The organism is Paenibacillus sp. MAHUQ-45 (assembly GCF_058133325.1).
Genome location: NZ_JBYUPV010000001.1, coordinates 458,520 through 475,654 on the forward strand (window position 1 = coordinate 458,520; position 17,135 = coordinate 475,654).

General features: G+C 50.2%; 15 protein-coding genes and 1 other RNA gene. 14 read left to right on the forward strand and 2 right to left on the reverse strand.

The window, feature by feature from the left end:
* Positions 1–30 precede the first annotated feature (30 nt).
* From AC3Y23_RS01975 to rnpB, 4 genes are all read left to right on the forward strand, one after another.
* Positions 31–879, forward strand: a complete 849-nt coding sequence (locus AC3Y23_RS01975) for a hypothetical protein (protein WP_379195073.1) — start codon at positions 31–33, stop codon at positions 877–879.
* Positions 876–1,652, forward strand: coding sequence for a tRNA (adenine(22)-N(1))-methyltransferase (locus AC3Y23_RS01980; protein ID WP_379195075.1), 777 nt, complete (start codon positions 876–878; stop codon positions 1,650–1,652). The genes AC3Y23_RS01975 and AC3Y23_RS01980 overlap by 4 nt, the downstream gene beginning before the upstream one ends.
* The gene (locus AC3Y23_RS01985) at positions 1,628–2,743 is read left to right on the forward strand and encodes a Nif3-like dinuclear metal center hexameric protein (RefSeq protein WP_379195077.1); all 1,116 of its coding nucleotides are present in this window, start codon (positions 1,628–1,630) and stop codon (positions 2,741–2,743) included. Before AC3Y23_RS01980 ends, AC3Y23_RS01985 begins: the two co-directional genes overlap by 25 nt.
* Positions 2,744–2,803: 60 nt before the next feature.
* Positions 2,804–3,215, forward strand: an RNA gene (rnpB, locus tag AC3Y23_RS01990) — RNase P RNA component class A.
* Positions 3,216–3,348: 133 nt separating this feature from the next.
* Here rnpB and AC3Y23_RS01995 read toward each other — a convergent pair.
* Positions 3,349–4,566: an aminotransferase-like domain-containing protein gene (locus AC3Y23_RS01995; protein WP_379195079.1), complete on the reverse strand. Its 1,218-nt coding sequence runs from the start codon at positions 4,564–4,566 to the stop codon at positions 3,349–3,351.
* Between the two features lie 94 nt (positions 4,567–4,660).
* Here AC3Y23_RS01995 and pdxR point away from each other — a divergent pair, with 94 nt between their 5' ends.
* Positions 4,661–6,121: a MocR-like pyridoxine biosynthesis transcription factor PdxR gene (pdxR, locus tag AC3Y23_RS02000; RefSeq protein WP_379195081.1), complete on the forward strand. Its 1,461-nt coding sequence runs from the start codon at positions 4,661–4,663 to the stop codon at positions 6,119–6,121.
* Between the two features lie 79 nt (positions 6,122–6,200).
* Here the strand turns inward: pdxR and AC3Y23_RS02005 are convergent, their stop codons facing one another.
* Positions 6,201–8,093 (reverse strand): S8 family peptidase, encoded by a 1,893-nt coding sequence (locus AC3Y23_RS02005; protein WP_379195083.1) that lies wholly within the window; start codon positions 8,091–8,093, stop codon positions 6,201–6,203.
* Positions 8,094–8,347: 254 nt separating this feature from the next.
* On the opposite strand from AC3Y23_RS02005, the gene AC3Y23_RS02010 reads away from it, so the two are divergent.
* From AC3Y23_RS02010 to typA, 9 genes are all read left to right on the forward strand, one after another.
* Positions 8,348–8,845 (forward strand): YpuI family protein, encoded by a 498-nt coding sequence (locus AC3Y23_RS02010; protein WP_379195085.1) that lies wholly within the window; start codon positions 8,348–8,350, stop codon positions 8,843–8,845.
* Positions 8,846–8,961: 116 nt separating this feature from the next.
* On the forward strand, positions 8,962–9,240 hold the full coding sequence (locus AC3Y23_RS02015) for a DUF1540 domain-containing protein (protein WP_379195087.1): 279 nt from the start codon (positions 8,962–8,964) through the stop codon (positions 9,238–9,240).
* 11 nt (positions 9,241–9,251) lie between these two features.
* Complete coding sequence (locus AC3Y23_RS02020) at positions 9,252–9,662, forward strand: hypothetical protein (RefSeq protein WP_379195089.1); 411 nt, start codon at positions 9,252–9,254, stop codon at positions 9,660–9,662.
* A gap of 440 nt (positions 9,663–10,102) precedes the next feature.
* Entirely contained in the window at positions 10,103–10,831 is a 729-nt protein-coding gene (locus AC3Y23_RS02025) for a transglycosylase SLT domain-containing protein (protein WP_379195091.1), read from the forward strand.
* Positions 10,832–11,009: 178 nt separating this feature from the next.
* The gene (locus tag AC3Y23_RS02030; protein WP_379195093.1) at positions 11,010–12,161 is read left to right on the forward strand and encodes a cysteine desulfurase family protein; all 1,152 of its coding nucleotides are present in this window, start codon (positions 11,010–11,012) and stop codon (positions 12,159–12,161) included.
* 3 nt (positions 12,162–12,164) lie between these two features.
* Complete coding sequence (gene thiI, locus AC3Y23_RS02035; RefSeq protein ID WP_379195095.1) at positions 12,165–13,448, forward strand: tRNA uracil 4-sulfurtransferase ThiI; 1,284 nt, start codon at positions 12,165–12,167, stop codon at positions 13,446–13,448.
* 98 nt (positions 13,449–13,546) lie between these two features.
* A complete protein-coding gene (locus AC3Y23_RS02040) occupies positions 13,547–14,206 on the forward strand; it encodes a TerC family protein (RefSeq protein ID WP_379195097.1) in 660 nt (219 codons plus the stop codon).
* Between the two features lie 305 nt (positions 14,207–14,511).
* Positions 14,512–15,024, forward strand: coding sequence for a hypothetical protein (locus AC3Y23_RS02045; RefSeq protein WP_379195099.1), 513 nt, complete (start codon positions 14,512–14,514; stop codon positions 15,022–15,024).
* A 221-nt stretch (positions 15,025–15,245) separates the two neighbouring features.
* Positions 15,246–17,087: a translational GTPase TypA gene (gene typA, locus AC3Y23_RS02050; protein WP_379195101.1), complete on the forward strand. Its 1,842-nt coding sequence runs from the start codon at positions 15,246–15,248 to the stop codon at positions 17,085–17,087.
* Positions 17,088–17,135: the final 48 nt, after the last annotated feature.

The window sequence follows — 17,135 nt, forward strand, 5'->3', positions numbered from 1 at the left end:
TGCTCAGTGGCAGGAGGTTCTTTTCGTTTAATGGACGGAGAGAGGGATGAGCCGGTGAATTTGGAGAAACGCGACACGATCTTGAAAGAAATTCAGTATTGGCGAAAGAGCCGACTGCTACCGGAGCAATACTGTGATTTCTTGACTAACCTGTATGACGACGAAACTGCGGTCAAGGACAGCAACCCGATCTCGCTGCAAAATCTGCAGCAGGGCAGCATCAAAATATGGTTGTTTGGTTTTGGCATTATTTCCTTGTTTTTCTTGATTAGTATATATTTTAGCGTTTTTCCTTGGCCTTTGCAAATCGCAACCGTCCTGTCTGTCTTGGTTGTCTGCTATGGATATGCAGCAATTTACACAAAGCGAAACCGGACGATCAGCCTGCTGCTGGCAGGAGTCGGGAGCATGCTGACCTTGGGATTCGGGCTGTGGCTCATTTCGCTGCATGATCTTGATCCGGGCTTCTGGCGGCCAATTCTTATTGGAACCTGTGGTTTGCTCTGGTGTGTGCTTGGCTTTGTCCTTCGTATCGGGCTATTGCAATACTGCGGTTATGCCTTCTGGGCGCTGCTGTATGGCAGCTTCTTCGGCGGGATGCGTCCGGATGCTTCGATTTTTGAGCTGGAACTGCTCTGGCTCCCGTTGTGTGTGCTGATGATCTGGCTGAGCTGGTTGCTGCATTACCGGGTAAGTGGAGTTGCCGGTGTTTACTTTGCAGTGGGAGCCACGCTCTGGCTTCTGCCAGAGCTGGATGCGCTTCTATTGCGCCATAATTATCCGCAGTGGATTGCCTTTTTACTATTAGCGAAGATTGCTGCAGAGCTGGCGTTGTTGTTTCTTTTCCGAAAAAAATGGATTGCGTGGGTGGCTACATGAACAATACTAAATTATCTGAACGGCTTCAGCTGGTGCTGGAGCAGATTCCGCAGGGCAGCCGGCTGGCCGATATTGGCTCCGATCATGCGCTGCTGCCTGTAGCGGCTTTGGAGAGCGGACGTGCTGTGTTTGCTGTCGCAGGAGAGGTCAATGAGGGACCTTTTGAAGCTGCACGCAGAGGCGTGGCGGAAGCTGGCAAAGGAAAGGTGATCTCAGTTCGCCGCGGAGATGGCCTGGAGGTGCTGGAGCCCGGCGAGGTGGACAGTATCTCTATCGCCGGTATGGGGGGATCGCTGATTGCGGCGATTCTGGACCGGGGGCGGCAGCAAGGGAAGCTGGAAGGCGTGACTACGCTGTCGCTTCAACCGAATGTTGGCGAAGATAACCTTCGCCGTTGGTTGCTGGAGCACGGCTGGGTGCTCACTGCTGAGCACATTCTAGAGGAAGACGGCAAGATCTATGAGGTCTTGACCGCGGTGCCGGAAGCTGCGGGAACCCTTACCAATGCTGAGGTGTACAGCGATCTGAAACTGGCGGGCGGCGAAGTTGTCTGCAGCAAGGAAAGATTGATTCAGATGGGGCCTTGGCTGCTGAGATCGCCGAATGATGTGTTTTTTGATAAATGGCAGGGTGAGATTCGGAAGCTGGAAAGCATTTTGGCCTCGCTGTCTCGCTCCGAGCTGGCTTCTGCAGAGTACAAGCGGAAAGTCGTTACAGGACAGATCAAGGAAATCACGGAGGTGCTGGAATGCTTGCGAAAGGACAGACTGTAGTTCAGTATATGGAGCAGCTTGCCCCAAAGCATATCGCTGAGGATTGGGATAAGGTTGGGCTGCAGCTGGGCACTTTGCAGAAGGAGATTACCGGGATTCTGGTTGCACTGGATGTGAATGAGGAGATTGTGGAGGAAGCCATTTCCCTGGGCTGTAATCTAATCATTGCCCACCATGCGATTATTTTCCGTCCCTTGCAGGGTATTCTTACCGATACGCCAGCTGGTCGACTGTATGAGAAGCTCATCAAGAATGATATCGCTGTGTACATTAGCCATACGAATCTGGATGTGGCCGAAGGCGGAATGAATGACTGGATGGCGGAAGCACTCGGCATCGAGAACAGTGCACCGATTAAGGATATTCATTCGGAGCAGTTGTCCAAGCTAGTTGTGTTTGTTCCGAAGGATCATCATCAGAAGGTACTGGATGCCATTCTGAACGCAGGTGCGGGCTCAATTGGCAACTACAGTCACTGTAGCTTCAATATTGAGGGATACGGCACTTTTCTGCCTGGTGAAGGAACAGAGCCCTATATTGGGGAGCCGGGTAAAATGCAGCGTGCTGAGGAAATGCGTATTGAGACGATAGTGCCGCAGGGAATTCGCAACAAAGTGGTGCAGGCCATGCTGAAGGCGCATCCGTATGAAGAAGTGGCCTATGATCTGTATCAGATGGATCTGAAGGGCCGCAGCCTTGGTCTGGGCCGAGTAGGGAAGCTTAAAGAAGCTACGACCCTCGGAGACTTCGTGGAAACTGTCAAACAGGGACTGAAGGTGGATAAGGTGCGTGTGGTTGGCGATCTCGATCGTCCGATCCGCAAGGCTGCCGTTTTGGGCGGTTCCGGGGCTAAGTACTACAACAGTGCAATTTTCCGTGGAGCGGACGTGCTGGTTACTGGAGATATTGATTACCACACAGCTCAGGATGCGCTGCTGGCAGGTATTACTCTGATTGATCCCGGGCATAACGCGGAGAAAATCATGAAGGAGAAAGTTGCGGAGTGGATGACCCAGAAGCTTACCGAAGGGCGCTATGAGACAGTAGTCCATGCTTCGCAGGTGAATACAGAGCCATTCAATTTTCTATAATTCCAAACAATTACACTTGTGCAGGCTGACTTAAGTCTGTATAATATAAATGTTGTTCGGAAAGTTTGACAGACAATCGCCGGCGGCGCAAGCCGCGGGAGGAAAGTCCGGGCTCCATAAGGCAGGGTGCTGGATAACGTCCAGTCGGCGCGAGCCGAAGGATAGTGCCACAGAAATGGACCGCCGATGGCCGTCTTCGGACGGCACAGGCAAGGATGGAACCGAGGTGTAAGAGACCCCGAGGAACACTGGTGACTTTGTTCCTGGTAAACCCCATCTGGAGCAAGACCTAATGAGACGCAGCATCATTCCTCGCGGAAAGAAGCAGCCTTCGCCTGAGGCGCGTCTAGGTTGGTCGCTGGAGCTGTGCAGTAATGTACGGCCTAGATAGATGATTGTCGCTTATGGTGGGAGGGTAGTTCCCGTATGAACCACGAAGAGCACAGAACCCGGCTTACGGCAAACTTTCCTAACTGGCAACGTTATGTATGATTTTTTTCAATCGTTCGATGAACAGCATAGATCAAACGGCGGCGTGTATCCGGTTATCCGGGTAACGCCGCCGTTTTTTGTTTTTTATAAAATAATTTCGGTAAACCCGCACGCTATATGATGGCAGTCTCATGTTCGCGCCACTGCACAATGGCTCTCATCAGGCGCTGAACGCCCTCCTGAACAAGCTGCGGTGGCGTATGGGTGAAATTCAGGCGCATCGTATTCTTCTCTGGATGGGAGGGATAGAACACCTCGCCGGGAACAAAAGCGACACCATGTTCCATGGCTATCGGCAGTAGCTTGGTTGTATCGATTTCGGCTGGTAGTGTCAGCCAAAGAAACATGCCTCCCAAAGGCTCACGGAAGCTCAATCCTTCCATCCCCTGAGCCAGAAGCTCCTGGGATAACAGCTTCATCCGAGCATGATATTCACGGGAGACGCTAGCGATGTGACGCTCGATATCGAACGTCTGCAGCAGCCTGTGCAATGCCCGCTGATCGATTGCGCTGGAATGCAGATCGGCTGTCTGTTTGGCCTTGGCAACCATTCTGACAATTGCAGGGTCAGCGACAATCCAGCCTGTGCGCAGAGCAGGGGCGACAATTTTGGAAAAGGTGCCTGTATAGATGACGCAATGTTCTTTATTGCTGCTTCGGTCGATGGCCGCTAGTGTGGGCGGAATACTGCCAGGATCACTGGTGAATCTTAGTTCCCCATAGGGATTATCCTCCAGAATCAGAGTGCCGTAACGTTGACACAGCTCTACAATCTTCAGGCGGCGTTCCTTGCTCCACGTAGCCCCCGAGGGATTATTAAAGGTGGGGACGGTGTACAGCAGCTTCGGCTTCAGCCTCCGCAGCTTTTCCTCCAGGTCTTCAGGTATCATCCCCTCACTGTCATGGTCCACAATATGGATGTCAGCACGGTAGAAGTTCAGTGATTGCAATGCAGCGAGATAGGTAGGTGTTTCGACGAGCACGGCATCGCCGGGGTCTAGCAGAATCCTACTGATCAGATCAATCGCCTGCTGAGAGCCTGTAGTTAAAATAATCTCATCACTGGATACGGGAATGCCCTGATGGGCAAGTCTTTCGGCAATTTGTTCGCGCAGGGGAGTGAAGCCCTCGGTGATCCCGTACTGTAGAGCAGAACCATTGCCTGACAACACCTGATTGTAGGCTGTCTGGACCGCTTCTACCGGGAATAGCTCTTCTGCGGGCAATCCACCCGCAAGCGAGATAACATCTGTACCTTGTGTAACTTTCAGGATTTCTCGAACAACTGACGATCCTATATTTTGAGCCGCTGCAGAGTACTGGATATTCATAAGATTGCTCCCCGCCTTCTTGGTTTGATGGTATCATAACGGCATGGGAGTATAACAGTAAAGGTCCGAATATAACAGTTGGGGGCTAACCGGTATGCACATAGAACTGAAGCGTGGCAGCAGCCAATCCCTACCTCAGCAAATCTGTGAGAGATTAGGGCAGCGGATCTCCTCCGGTCTTCTACCCCGCGGAGCACGTCTGCCCTCCGTACGTGAACTTGCCTTATCACTGAAGGTCAGCCAGGTAACCGTGAGCAAGGCTTATACAGAGCTTGAGAAGAAGGGAAGTATCCTCTGTATTCAGGGAAAGGGTTGCTTTGTTACAGATACGGAGGAGCATGAGGGAGCTGGGGAAGTAGGCGGTTGGCAGGGACGTTATGATGATTATTTGCCAAGAGCGCAGCTCTGGCGTAATTTCAATGAGTCTGAAGCGGACTATTCATTTCATCTGGCTTCATTGCACCGTGAACTGCTGCCGCTGAAATCTATTGGCAGTACCATGGCTGCTCTTGTGTCGGAACAGCCTGAATTAATGGCGTCCTACGGAAATTTCCAAGGTGATCTGGAACTGCGGGAGGTCATGCGGCGGCATCTGCGGAAGCGAGGGATGACGCTGGTATCTTCCGGGCTGATGATTACAAGCGGCTCACAGCAGGGCATTGATCTCGTGGCCCGCACCTTTGTCGGACCGGGAGATGTCGTTTATCTCGAAGATCCGAGCTATACAGGAGCGATTGATGTTTTTGCCGGACGCGGGGCAGAGATGATCTTTGTGCCGATGGACCGGGAAGGGATGAGAGTAGATATACTGACTTCTCTATGTGACGAGCGGCCCCCGAAGCTGATCTATACCAACCCGACCTTTCAAAATCCGAGCGGGGTTACGATGAGCATGCGAAGAAGACAGCAGCTGCTGGAGTTGGCTCGCAGCTACCGCTGTCTTATTGTTGAAGATGATCCGTTCAGTGATCTATATTTCCGCGACCCGCCACCGCCTTCCATCAAGTCGATGGACACAGATGGTCATGTCGTGTATTTGAAAAGCTTCAGTAAGGTACTGGCTCCCGGCTGCCGAATCGCCTGTGTCGCCGCCGAAGGTGACATTCTGTCGAGGCTGATTGCTGCCAAATCCGCCAGCGATCTCGGCAGTCCGCTTCTGACCCAGCGAGCCGTACTGCCGTTCATAGCAGACAGCTATGAACGATATGCCGCCGGGCTTCGCATCGGTTTAAGGGAGCGGATGGAGAGTGCAGGGAGACTGCTGAGGCAACATGCGCCCTCCGGCGTTCGCTGGACTCTGCCGGAGGGCGGACTTAATGTATGGCTGGAACTACCGGCTACACTTCAGATCGACAAATTGCACACACTTGCTGAGCAGGAGAGTATTTCATTCCTGCCTGGTGATGTCTGCCGTGCCGGAGACGGCAGCTCGAGCCATATTCGGCTTTGTTATGCACAAATGGATAAGGCTCGTATGGAGCAGGGACTGAAGCTATTTTTGGAGCTGCTGTCCAGGTACATGGCCTCTGAGTTAACGGATGGCAAGATCCAGTAAAAGTGTCTCAGGCATAGGCTCGACCGTTTATCACTAATCAAGGTGGCAAGTTTGGTATTCGGCTCTGCGTTTCCTTGTATCAAGGCTTGACGCCCATTCGCTGCTTCAACTGGTTCAGTTGTTGCCGAACATGCTGCGGCCAGAGTTGCAGCGGAACGGTATTGCCGGAGGCTGCCTGCAGAGTCTTGTAAATATCGACCTGGCCCCAGCCGTAATATTTATCATGACCCGGGGTGCCGAGGTCGATTGCATTTTTCATCAACAGATCCATGACTTCCTGATTGCTCAGATCGGGGTTCAGAGATCGAACCAATGCCGCTACCGCCGCTACATGGGGACTTGCCATCGATGTACCTGATAGCGCCGCATATTGGCTGTTCGGGTATGTGCTGGCAATGCTTTCACCAGGAGCAGCAACGTCCACATAATCACCATAATTGGAGAAAGACGCCCGTTGATGTGATGCGTTAGTGGCTGCTACAGCCAACACTTCCGGATAGGCGGCGGGATATCCCGGTCGCTCCGTATTATCGTTGCCCGAGGCTGAGACTAGGACTACATCCCGGTCGTAGGCGTATTTAACGGCATCGTGCAAAAATTGGGAGTCAGCGTAATTGCCGAGGCTGAGGTTAATCACCTTGGCCCCATTGTCAGCGGCCCAGATGATACCTTCAGCAACTGAGTAGGTGGTTCCCGCTCCAGAGTTATCGAGTGCTTTGACCGGCAAAATCTTGTTGTACCAGCTAATCCCCGCCACACCCTCGTTATTGTTAACCACAGCTCCGATAATGCCCGTAACATGTGTTCCATGACCTACATCATCATCCGGGGTAGAGCCCTTTGTCACGGCATTATAGCCCGGTAAAAGTTTGCCTTGTAGATCGGGATGGCTAGCCTGCACACCTGTATCCACGACACCGACAATGACATCCTTGCTGCCTTTGGTCAAATTCCAGCCCTGTCCTGTCTCAATCGCCGGTAAATTCCACTGGTAAGTGGAGTAAAGCAAGTCGTTGGGCGTAATGACCTCGGGATTTGTTTCAGAGACGGTATCATTCGTTAAATATAGATAGTGTGGCTCCGTATACTCTGGATGCCATTTTTTATCGAAATACGATTTGAGTTGAAAAAAGCTCATCTTCTCCGAGCGGAAAATATAAGCATAGCCCAACTTGCGCGGTTCTTTGCCGTTGATGTCAGCGACAATGGTCTGAAGCTGTCCTTGAGTGGGATGGCCGTTCGGGAAGCGTACTACAATCTCGTTCTCATAAAAATGGCTGGCATTCTGATTGTCGTGTCCGGTCTTGACGGTCAGTTCGCCAAGGGTATCGGTATGCACGGATTCCACACGGAATTTTCCTTCTTTGGGATAAGGAATGAGGCGAAGATTCTTGATCTGATGATCAGCAACTTTGCCCAGCACTTTCTGATTAATTAGCGCAATCACACCGATGCTCCCGTCCTTGTCACGTTGGCCCATAAAATAATATTTTTCCTTGCCAACTGCAAAAGTCGGGGATTCGTAGGACTGGTGATTTCTTAAGCCCGACTTGGCAAGCTTCTGGTACTTCTGTAGGACTTTATTCTCCTGAGCGCTAGCCTGGGGAAGGGAAGATTTGAAGGTGGTGGTCTTGTTCGTACGGAAATCTATCCATGTCAGCATGGCAAAATGCCCGTGTTCCTGCTTAAGGTGCTCTGCATACACTGAAACATCCTTCAAGGAAGCTCCATGTGCCTTGTTGAGCAAGACTGTCAGGTGCCGGCTGACATCCACCCGGTTCAACCGATCTGTTGCCGTGACATCTTGCGAAAGGGTTGTTTTCTTTAGCGCTTTCTCCTGTTTGGGCCCAGGAACTGAGGCTTGTCTGAGTGGTGTGCTTCCCTTTTCTGCCGGTCGTAGGGCGAAGGTCAACAGAACAACGGCAACAATGGCGGTCAGCAGACCGGCGATTTTTAAATTTTTTCGTGACATGTTTTCCGTTCCTCCATGGCTTTGTAGTCTCCATAGATTGAGAAACGGAAGCCTGTTTTATGCATTGCAGAAAAGGGATACCGCAGGCTCGTTTTTTATGATAATATCAGAAGCAAGAAAAGCCTAGGATTGAATTCCTGAACTTGTAGGATTAAACAACGGAACATAATAACTCATGAAACTTGAAATGTGAACAGCGTAAATTGAACGTAAGCGACGGCAAGAGTAAGGAATAATAAGGGGGAGCAACCGCCATGTCAGCAGCTAATGTGCAGAAATTATGTGAAACGACGAGAGAAAAGCTTAAAATCGCAATCGATAAAATGGAGCTGTTCCTGAACCAGCACGCATTACCGCAGCTTGTTACCGAGCAGGATGAGGAAACCGTGCATTTCTATGAAGGGTTTCTGTCCGATCTGCGTCATGTGCTGGTATTCTCCGAGATGTCATATGAGAAGCTGGGAGTTGCTTTGCGCCGTGCCACATTTGATGAGTCATTTGCGCAGAAAGCGCTTTATAATGTCTACCATTATGGCGTGAACAACTTCTTCTATCCCAAGAATGAAAGCTACTCCGAAGATGGTCGTTATGCCTATACTGGGCAGGATGCTATCCGTTTCCGCAAGAAGCCCGTACGTCCAGCCCGGGATATCATTCTGGACATTACCAAATTGTATGAAGAACTGCGCGACGATCTGATTTACTATGAGAATGATTATTTGACCGAGAAGCGCATGCAAAACCAGGTATAGTTTTATCCACAATGTTACTTAGGATCAGTAACCCAGTTCAGGGTTGCTGATCCTTTTTTATGTATAAAAAGGTGGCTAAGGGTAGGGTAGCGTAGTTCGGGAATCAACTGGAAGTGGTGAATTGGATAGCAGAATGCTCGCTCGGACATAATGAAGCCGAGGTGATGATGATGCCAAGCAATCAAAAGCCGTTCGTAAAGTGCAGTGTCAGCAATTGTCATTATTGGGGAGAAAGCAATATTTGCAGGGCCGAAGAAATCATCATTGAAATTGACAAGCACTCAGGAAGTCATTTTAAAGAAGAATTCGCTGAAGAACTGATTCATGGTGATCATAAAGATCATGCCAATACCTCATCTGCAACCTGTTGCCTGACTTTCAAGCCGAACTCTTAGGAGGCCCGCTCATGGATAACTATGATAACGAACACGAACGGTCGGAGGAGACCTCTGAGCGCAAAAAAGTCATTCTGCGTCCTCGCAGAGTCGATTATCCGCGCCGGGAACGCGAACATCGTGAAGAGTATGCTGCTGAAGTAAGCCCTGTTCCAACGCAACTACGAAATGCCACAGTCAAGGATAGAATCGCAGACGATGAACTGGACGGAACAGACAGTGGAAGTCGTGCGATGGGCTACACAGGTCTGGCCTTCGGAATCGCGTCTTTGTTCATCTGGTCGATTGTGTTGGGGCCGGCAGCCGCAGTACTGGGTTATTTTGCTTACGCCAGAGGTCAAAAGACAACAGGCGCGTGGGCTATGGGACTCGGGATTGTTGCTGCGCTGAGTTACTTTGTTATGACCCCATTTGCACGCTGACAAGTGCTGGTGAAAAGCGGAAATATCGACATCGAAACAGGCTTCTAGACCTAAATATCCGGGTCTGAAGTCTGTTTTTCGATGCCCCATATAGCAAACATTGCAATAAAAATGTAAGATTAAGGCGTATTTTAAAAGTGGAATGTAAGAGTTCAACATAGAGAATATATAAGATGAACAAAAGAAAGTAACGAAGAGAGAAGAGGAACGAAGGGGGAAGTTTGGAACTGTAGGAGCGAAGCGTTCGTCTGAAAGCTTTCTGTAGGAAAGCTCGCGTCGGAAGCATAAGCTTCCCAGATTTCAACCGCTAATAGCGGTTATAAAGAAGAAATCTGGGAACAACAACGGCCGGAAGTCCAAACATTCCACCGTAGTGACGATCGAGCCTTAAGTTCGGATCTTAAGTTCGTCTTATATAGCTAAAAGAAAGGAATGTCAGCATGGGGATTAATCCGGTACAAGCCAACGGGGCTGGTCAATTGAAATGGGTCAATCTGAAGACAGGTGCAGTGACAGGGCCTTCAGACAAGGTGAAGGTGAAGGTGAAGGATACCCCGAGTACCCCGGTTGAGGGAAAATCATCAGCTGTATTCTCGGCGATGCTGCAGGAGGGTACCTCGCAGAGAGATTCGCTGAAGAGTCTTGATACCGCTTCGGCTCTGGCCGATATGGCCGCTGCCAGCCCACTTCTCTGGCAGAATCTCGGCGCACAGACATCGGGAAGCATTTCCGGGGAAATAACGGGAACTAAGCCCACCGATTACGAAGAGCTTATTCAGACGGCAAGCGCTAAGTACGGTGTACCGGTCGATCTGATCAAAGCTGTAATTGATACGGAGTCCTCTTTTAATCCCAATGTGGTATCCTCCGCTGGAGCCAAGGGATTGATGCAGCTGATGGATGGCACGGCCAGTGGGCTTGGGGTATCCAACCCATTTGATCCGGCACAAAGCATTGACGGGGGCGTACGGTATTTGTCGTATCAGCTTCAGCGGTTCGGCGGGGAAGAAAGAATGGCGCTCGCGGCCTATAATGCCGGTCCGGGCCGGGTAACGAAACTTGGTGTCAGTAATGATCAGGAGTTGATGGCCAATCTTTCTCAGCTTCCTAAAGAGACTCAGGACTATATCTACAAAATAGAACGCGCCCGCGCACAATACGCGGTATAATAAAAAGGATCAAACGGGATTTCCTCCCTGGGCTAGATGCCCGGGCAGCCCGCTTGATCCTTTTCTCTGTATCAGGGGAGGGTAGGCTTGCAGCTTGCTGATGAAAGGAAGACTTTTTGAACAAGCTCATATAGTGTAGAATCAGAAGACTGTACGAAATAAAGGAGACTAACGATATATGCTTTACTGGGATTATGCCGCCGCTGCCCCGCCTTATGAAGAGGTGGTCCAGACGATGGAACAAATCATGAAGCTCCACTATGCGAATCCTTCCTCCCTGCACAAAGCGGGCATGGAGGCGGGGAGACTGGTTAGACGAGCGCGGGAAGTCAGTGCTGCGGCCATTGGAGTCAAGCCAGAGGAGATCCTCTTCACATCAGGAGCCACGGAAAGTAATAACCTTGCTATTAAGGGCGCTGCTCTCCAATACGAGAGTCGAGGCCGTCATTTGGTGACTACAGAGCTGGAGCATCCGTCTGTCTATGAGAGCTGTCTGCAGCTGCAGCAGCGGGGATGGGAGATCACCTTTATCGCTCCTGATGCCAGCGGTGTCGTGAATCCGGCTGCTGTTGCTGCCGCTGTGCGCAAGGATACGGTGCTGGTCAGCGTCATGCATGTTAATAATGAGATTGGTACGATTCAGCCCTTGAAGGAGATCGGGGCGCTGGTGAAATCGGCTAATCCCCGGACGCTATTTCATGTGGATGGGGTACAGGGCTTCGGGAAGCTTCCGGTAGAACTGGATACATGGAAGGCAGATCTGTACAGCCTATCCCCTCATAAAATTCGCGGTCCGCGCGGTGCGGGCCTGCTCTATGTTAAGCAAGGTGTTGCGCTTGCCCCACTGCTGACCGGTGGTTCCCATGAAGAGGGGCTGCGGGCTGGAACAGAGAATGTTCCGGCAATTGTGGCTTCCGCCAAAGCTGTGCGAATGAGTGGGGAAGGGCGACATCAATTATATGATCAGCTTGTGCCGCTGCGTGACAGATTGCTGCATTTTCTGCGCGGGATTCCGGAATTTGTCGTGAACAGCGGGGAGGAGGGTGCGCCTCATATTGTGCATTTTTCCTACCCTGGCATGAAGGGGGAGGTCATGGCTCGCAAGCTGGAAGAGCTGGGCATGGCAGTATCCACCCGTTCGGCCTGTTCTTCCCGACTAGCTGAGCCGAGCCGTGTGCTGTTGTCGATGGGACGGTCTGCTCAGGAAGCACTGGGCGGCATTCGGATTAGCTTCGGTGACAGGCATACGCTTGAGGATGTTGCAGCCTTGGAAAAGGCGTTAATCAAAGCGGTACAGGATTTGAAGATTGCAGAAGGAGGCGTGAAATAAATCATGAGTGCCAACAATGAAGTCCAACCGAATTCAGGCAGCAGCATTGACTACGCCGATATGCTGCTTTTACGTTTCGGAGAGTTTACATTAAAGGGCAAAAACCGTGCTCGGTTTGAACGGACGGTACTGCGCCATGTTAAAGAAATCATCAAGCCGTATCCCGGTATTGTACTCAGTAAAGAATTCGGACGTATCTATGCTGAGCTGAATGGAGAGCCTGCTGCCGAAGTAGCCAATGTCCTGAAAAATGTATTCGGGATCGCCTCCGTCAGTCCGGTGAAATGTGCTCCTTCGGAGCTGGAACAGATTGTGGCAGTAAGCCGCGAATTACTGGAGAGACTGGCCCCTGAGCCTGGTACGACCTTCAAGGTCAATGCCCGGCGGGTATGGAAAGACTTCCCGTACGGCTCTATTGAGATGAACAAACTGGTGTCCACTCCGTTGTTGCAAGGATATTCCGGCCTGAAAGTGGATGTCAAATCCCCACAGCTGGAGATACGAATAGAGATCCGTCAGAACCATACGTATATTTTCTGTGAAAATATTGAGGGAGTTGGCGGTTTTCCACTGGGTACCAATGGTAAGGCTCTGTTATTGCTGTCAGGTGGCATCGATAGCCCGGTAGCCGCGTGGTCCTCCATGCGCAGAGGGCTGGAGGTCGAATGCATTCATTTTTACAGCTATCCCTATACCAGTGAGCTGGCCCGGCAAAAGGTCGTTGACCTAACGCGCGTTCTCTCCAGATATGCAGGGGTAATCAAGCTGCATCTGGTGCCGTTCACAGCAGTCCAGACCTCTTTCACTGGAATCGGACAGGATAATCTGATCGTGACGCTGATGCGCCGGGCCATGCTGAGGATTGCCACCGGTATTGCTGAACGGGAGGGAGCACTGGCACTGGTAACGGGCGATAGCCTCGGACAGGTCGCCAGCCAGACATTGCCGAGCATGAACGTGATCGGACGCGCTACACAGCTCCCGTTGCTTCGCCCACTTGTTATGATGGACAAGAGTGAAATTGTGGAGATATCCAAGCAAATCGGGACCTATGACTTGTCCATTCTTCCTTACGAAGATTGCTGCACCTTGTTCGTTCCGAAATCGCCGACCACCAATCCCAACCTGCGGATTGTCGAGAAGATCGAAGCGACGCTTCCTGGTTATACGGCACTGCTGGATGAAGCTGTGGCTGCTACCGAGACCATTGAGATCACTCCATACGGGGACGAGAAGCCGACAGAGGTCGTGAGTGTGGAAGCTGAATTGCAAGAGGAATGGTTCTAACAGCCCTCATATATCTCCTCTGAAAAACGGGGCAGCAAGCATAGCTTGTCACTTTCGGACATACATGTAATTACATGTAGTTCGAGGGGGCTAAAAGTATGGATTCAATAGTGCTGCTGGGTGAAATATTAATGGTCAATCTGGTGCTTAGCGGAGATAACGCGATGGTAATTGCACTGGCTAGCAAGGACCTTCCAGAGCATCATCGCAAAATGGCGGTGTGGTGGGGAGCGGCCGGGGCAGTGCTCCTGCGTTGTCTTCTGACCTTTGCCGCAGTATTGCTGCTCAAAATTCCTTTTATCCAAGCGGGCGGCGGATTTTTGCTGCTGTGGATTTCCTTTAAACTACTGGTGGAGGAAGAGAACACGCTGCGGATAGCCGGAGTGTCTACGATTTGGAAATCGATTCGGACGATTCTTCTGGCCGATTTCATTATGAGCCTTGATAATGTACTAGCCATTGCAGGGTTAGCCAAAGGAGATCTGTCGCTGATTGTGATTGGTATTGCGCTTAGCATCCCGATAGTTGTCTGGGGCAGTGGAATTATTGTGAATTTGCTGCACCGTTATCCATTGCTGGTCTTCATCGGAGCCTATATTTTGGCTTATACTGCGGGGGATATGCTGCTGCAGGATGGCAAATTAGGCCCGCTGGTTTCTTTGGCCCTGCCGTCGCTACATTCCTCGCTTCCACTTGTCCTGGGCATTGTAGTGGTGGTAACGGGAGCGCTCAAACGGCGTACGGCCAAAATCGTTTAAAACAAGCCCACAAGGGTGGCCTCCGAAAGAGGCCATCTTTTTTTGAAATATAAGAATGTATATGTTTTACGCTATAAATCATTCTTATATTTCTCGCTGGAGCAGATACCGCCCCTTAAAGGATGGCAAAGCCGATCAACTTGGGTTAGAAAATGTGGTAACCTGTCCATAATGAGAAGAGATAGAAGAATGTGGTGTTTTGACCCGTTTTCAGCTAAAATGAAAGTGAATTCTGTCGTAATTCGGAGCCGATAGGCCCGTTAGAAACAGGAAGTGATGTTGAACCATGAAGGGATGGATGAGAGATGTCTTCCAAAAATGATATGAAGCTTGGGATTTTCATTGCCGCTGCCGGCATCGTGATTTTATTCGGGAAGCTGGGAGTCTTCGGATTTTTGGGGCGGGCGCTCTGGCCCCTCGTGATTCTGCTTCCGGGCCTTATCCTGTATGTATTGTTCTTTAACCGCCAGGTGTCCGCATCCTTGCTGATTCCTGCAGGAGTTCTGACAGTGTACGGCATTCTGTTCGGACTTTGTAATATCTGGGGCTGGAGTCTAATGAGACATTTGTGGCCACTATTACTGATTGGTATTGCGTTAGGTCTATATCAATATTCGCTCTATTCTCCTTACCGGAGCAGGGGGCTTGCAGTTGGTTCCGCTGTAGTTGGCTTGCTCAGTCTTGTCTTGTTGGTGTTCAGCTTACTTGGAACAGGATTCCTCTATGTACTTGGTGCTGTTCTGGTCCTGGCGGGTCTCTGGTTGATTGCCGGGCGCGGCAAATCACGGGGCGGGAAGAAATGGAATCGTGGCTGGTAGCCTGCGTTTGCACAAACAAGCATATAAATAGGAAAAATTTAAGCGAAAACGAGTGTGTTTTTTTCATAAAAAGACTTGCTTTTCATGGTGCTTTCACTATAAAATTAATGTTATGATAAAGCGTCGGCTTTCCGCCAGGCGCTTCTTTTGTGAGATTGTCGAGACGTGCTCAGAATTTGAACAGATTTAATTTGATAAATGAGAGGATTTGGATACAAATCATGCATTCAAGAAAAGACATTCGCAACATTGCGATTATTGCCCACGTTGACCATGGTAAAACAACATTGGTTGACCAGCTTCTGCAGCAGTCTGGTATTTTCAGTGCCCACGAGACCCTTCAAGAACGCGCTATGGACTCCAACGATCTGGAGCGTGAACGCGGAATTACGATCCTTGCCAAAAATACTGCAATTACCTATAAAGATTACTTGATCAACATTGTAGATACACCTGGACACGCCGACTTCGGCGGTGAGGTTGAACGGATTATGAAGATGGTTGACGGCGTATTGCTCGTTGTTGACGCTTATGAAGGTTGTATGCCACAAACGAAGTTCGTATTGCGTAAAGCATTGGAACAGAATCTGAAACCAATCGTGGTTGTGAATAAAATCGACCGTCCGGCTGCCCGCCCTGCGGAAGTTATTGACGAAGTGCTCGATCTATTCATCGAGCTTGAAGCCAATGACGAGCAGCTGGAATTCCCTGTAGTGTATGCTTCCGGATTGAACGGTACTTCAAGCCTTAACGTAGAGAAGCAAGATGATAACATGCTTGCACTGTACGAAACGATCGTTGAGAAGATTCCTGCTCCAACAGAAAGCGTTGAAGAGCCGCTGCAATTCTTGGTGACTCTGATGGACTACAACGAATATCTTGGTCGTATTGCCATTGGCCGTGTTAACCGTGGTGTGGTTAAACAAGGTCAGCCTATTACAGTCATTACACGTGACGGTAAGAGCAAGTCTGCACGGGTTGAGAAATTGTTCGGATTCCAAGGTCTGAAGCGGATTGAGACTGAAGAAGCTGGCGCCGGTGATATCGTAGCGATTGCTGGTATCAAGGATATCAACATCGGTGAGACGATCGCTGATCCTGCACATCCAGAGGCATTGCCTGTCCTGAAGATTGACGAGCCGACCATGCAAATGACGTTCCTCGTTAACAACAGTCCGTTTGCTGGTAAAGAAGGCAAATGGGTAACTTCCCGCAAACTGCGTGAGCGTCTGATGAAAGAACTGGAGACAGATGTCAGTCTGCGCGTACTTGAAACAGATAGCCCGGATGCGTTCGTAGTATCGGGACGCGGTGAGCTTCACCTCGGTATCCTGATCGAGAACATGCGTCGTGAGGGTTATGAATTGCAAGTATCCAAGCCTGAGGTTATTGTTAAGGAAGTCGATGGTGTTAAAATGGAGCCGCTTGAGCGCCTGATGATCGACGTACCGGAAGACAGCATGGGTTCTGTTATGGAAAGTCTGGGAACTCGTAAAGCTGAGATGGTGAACATGATCAACAACGGCACTGGACAGGTTCGTCTGGAATTCTTGATTCCTGCACGTGGTCTGATCGGTTACAACACACACTTCCTTACATTGACACGCGGTTACGGTGTAATGAACCATGCATTCGACAGCTATGCACCGTTGATTGGTGGTCAAGTAGGTGGACGTCACCAAGGCGTACTGGTATCCACTGAGACCGGAACTTCCACGTTCTACGGAATGATGGGTGTTGAAGACCGTGGTATCCTGTTCCTGGAGCCAGGAACCGACATTTATGAAGGTATGATCGTTGGCGAGCATACCCGCGATAATGATATTGTCGTGAATATTTGTAAGGAAAAAGCATTGACTAACGTTCGTTCCGCAACGAAGGACGATACTGTAAAAATGAAAACGCCACGGATGTTCTCACTTGAACAGGCGCTTGAATATTTGAATGATGATGAGTATTGCGAAATCACGCCGAAATCGGTGCGTCTGCGCAAGAAAATTCTTAACAAGAGCGAGCGCGAGCGCGCAGAAAAACAACGTAAACAAGCTCAAGCGAGCGTGTAAGTAATAAACCAATAAGCCGTCGGAACAAGTTTCCGGCGGCTTATTTTT

Coding starts and splice junctions, on each gene's coding strand:
- typA (WP_379195101.1), top strand. CDS start 15,246: ATGCATTCAAGAAAAGACATTCGCAACATTGCGATTATTGCCCACGTT.
- AC3Y23_RS01995 (WP_379195079.1), bottom strand. CDS start 4,566: ATGAATATCCAGTACTCTGCAGCGGCTCAAAATATAGGATCGTCAGTT.
- AC3Y23_RS02010 (WP_379195085.1), top strand. CDS start 8,348: ATGTCAGCAGCTAATGTGCAGAAATTATGTGAAACGACGAGAGAAAAG.
- AC3Y23_RS02020 (WP_379195089.1), top strand. CDS start 9,252: ATGGATAACTATGATAACGAACACGAACGGTCGGAGGAGACCTCTGAG.
- AC3Y23_RS02025 (WP_379195091.1), top strand. CDS start 10,103: ATGGGGATTAATCCGGTACAAGCCAACGGGGCTGGTCAATTGAAATGG.
- pdxR (WP_379195081.1), top strand. CDS start 4,661: ATGCACATAGAACTGAAGCGTGGCAGCAGCCAATCCCTACCTCAGCAA.
- AC3Y23_RS02045 (WP_379195099.1), top strand. CDS start 14,512: ATGTCTTCCAAAAATGATATGAAGCTTGGGATTTTCATTGCCGCTGCC.
- AC3Y23_RS01975 (WP_379195073.1), top strand. CDS start 31: ATGGACGGAGAGAGGGATGAGCCGGTGAATTTGGAGAAACGCGACACG.
- AC3Y23_RS01980 (WP_379195075.1), top strand. CDS start 876: ATGAACAATACTAAATTATCTGAACGGCTTCAGCTGGTGCTGGAGCAG.
- AC3Y23_RS01985 (WP_379195077.1), top strand. CDS start 1,628: ATGCTTGCGAAAGGACAGACTGTAGTTCAGTATATGGAGCAGCTTGCC.
- AC3Y23_RS02005 (WP_379195083.1), bottom strand. CDS start 8,093: ATGTCACGAAAAAATTTAAAAATCGCCGGTCTGCTGACCGCCATTGTT.
- AC3Y23_RS02040 (WP_379195097.1), top strand. CDS start 13,547: ATGGATTCAATAGTGCTGCTGGGTGAAATATTAATGGTCAATCTGGTG.
- thiI (WP_379195095.1), top strand. CDS start 12,165: ATGAGTGCCAACAATGAAGTCCAACCGAATTCAGGCAGCAGCATTGAC.
- AC3Y23_RS02030 (WP_379195093.1), top strand. CDS start 11,010: ATGCTTTACTGGGATTATGCCGCCGCTGCCCCGCCTTATGAAGAGGTG.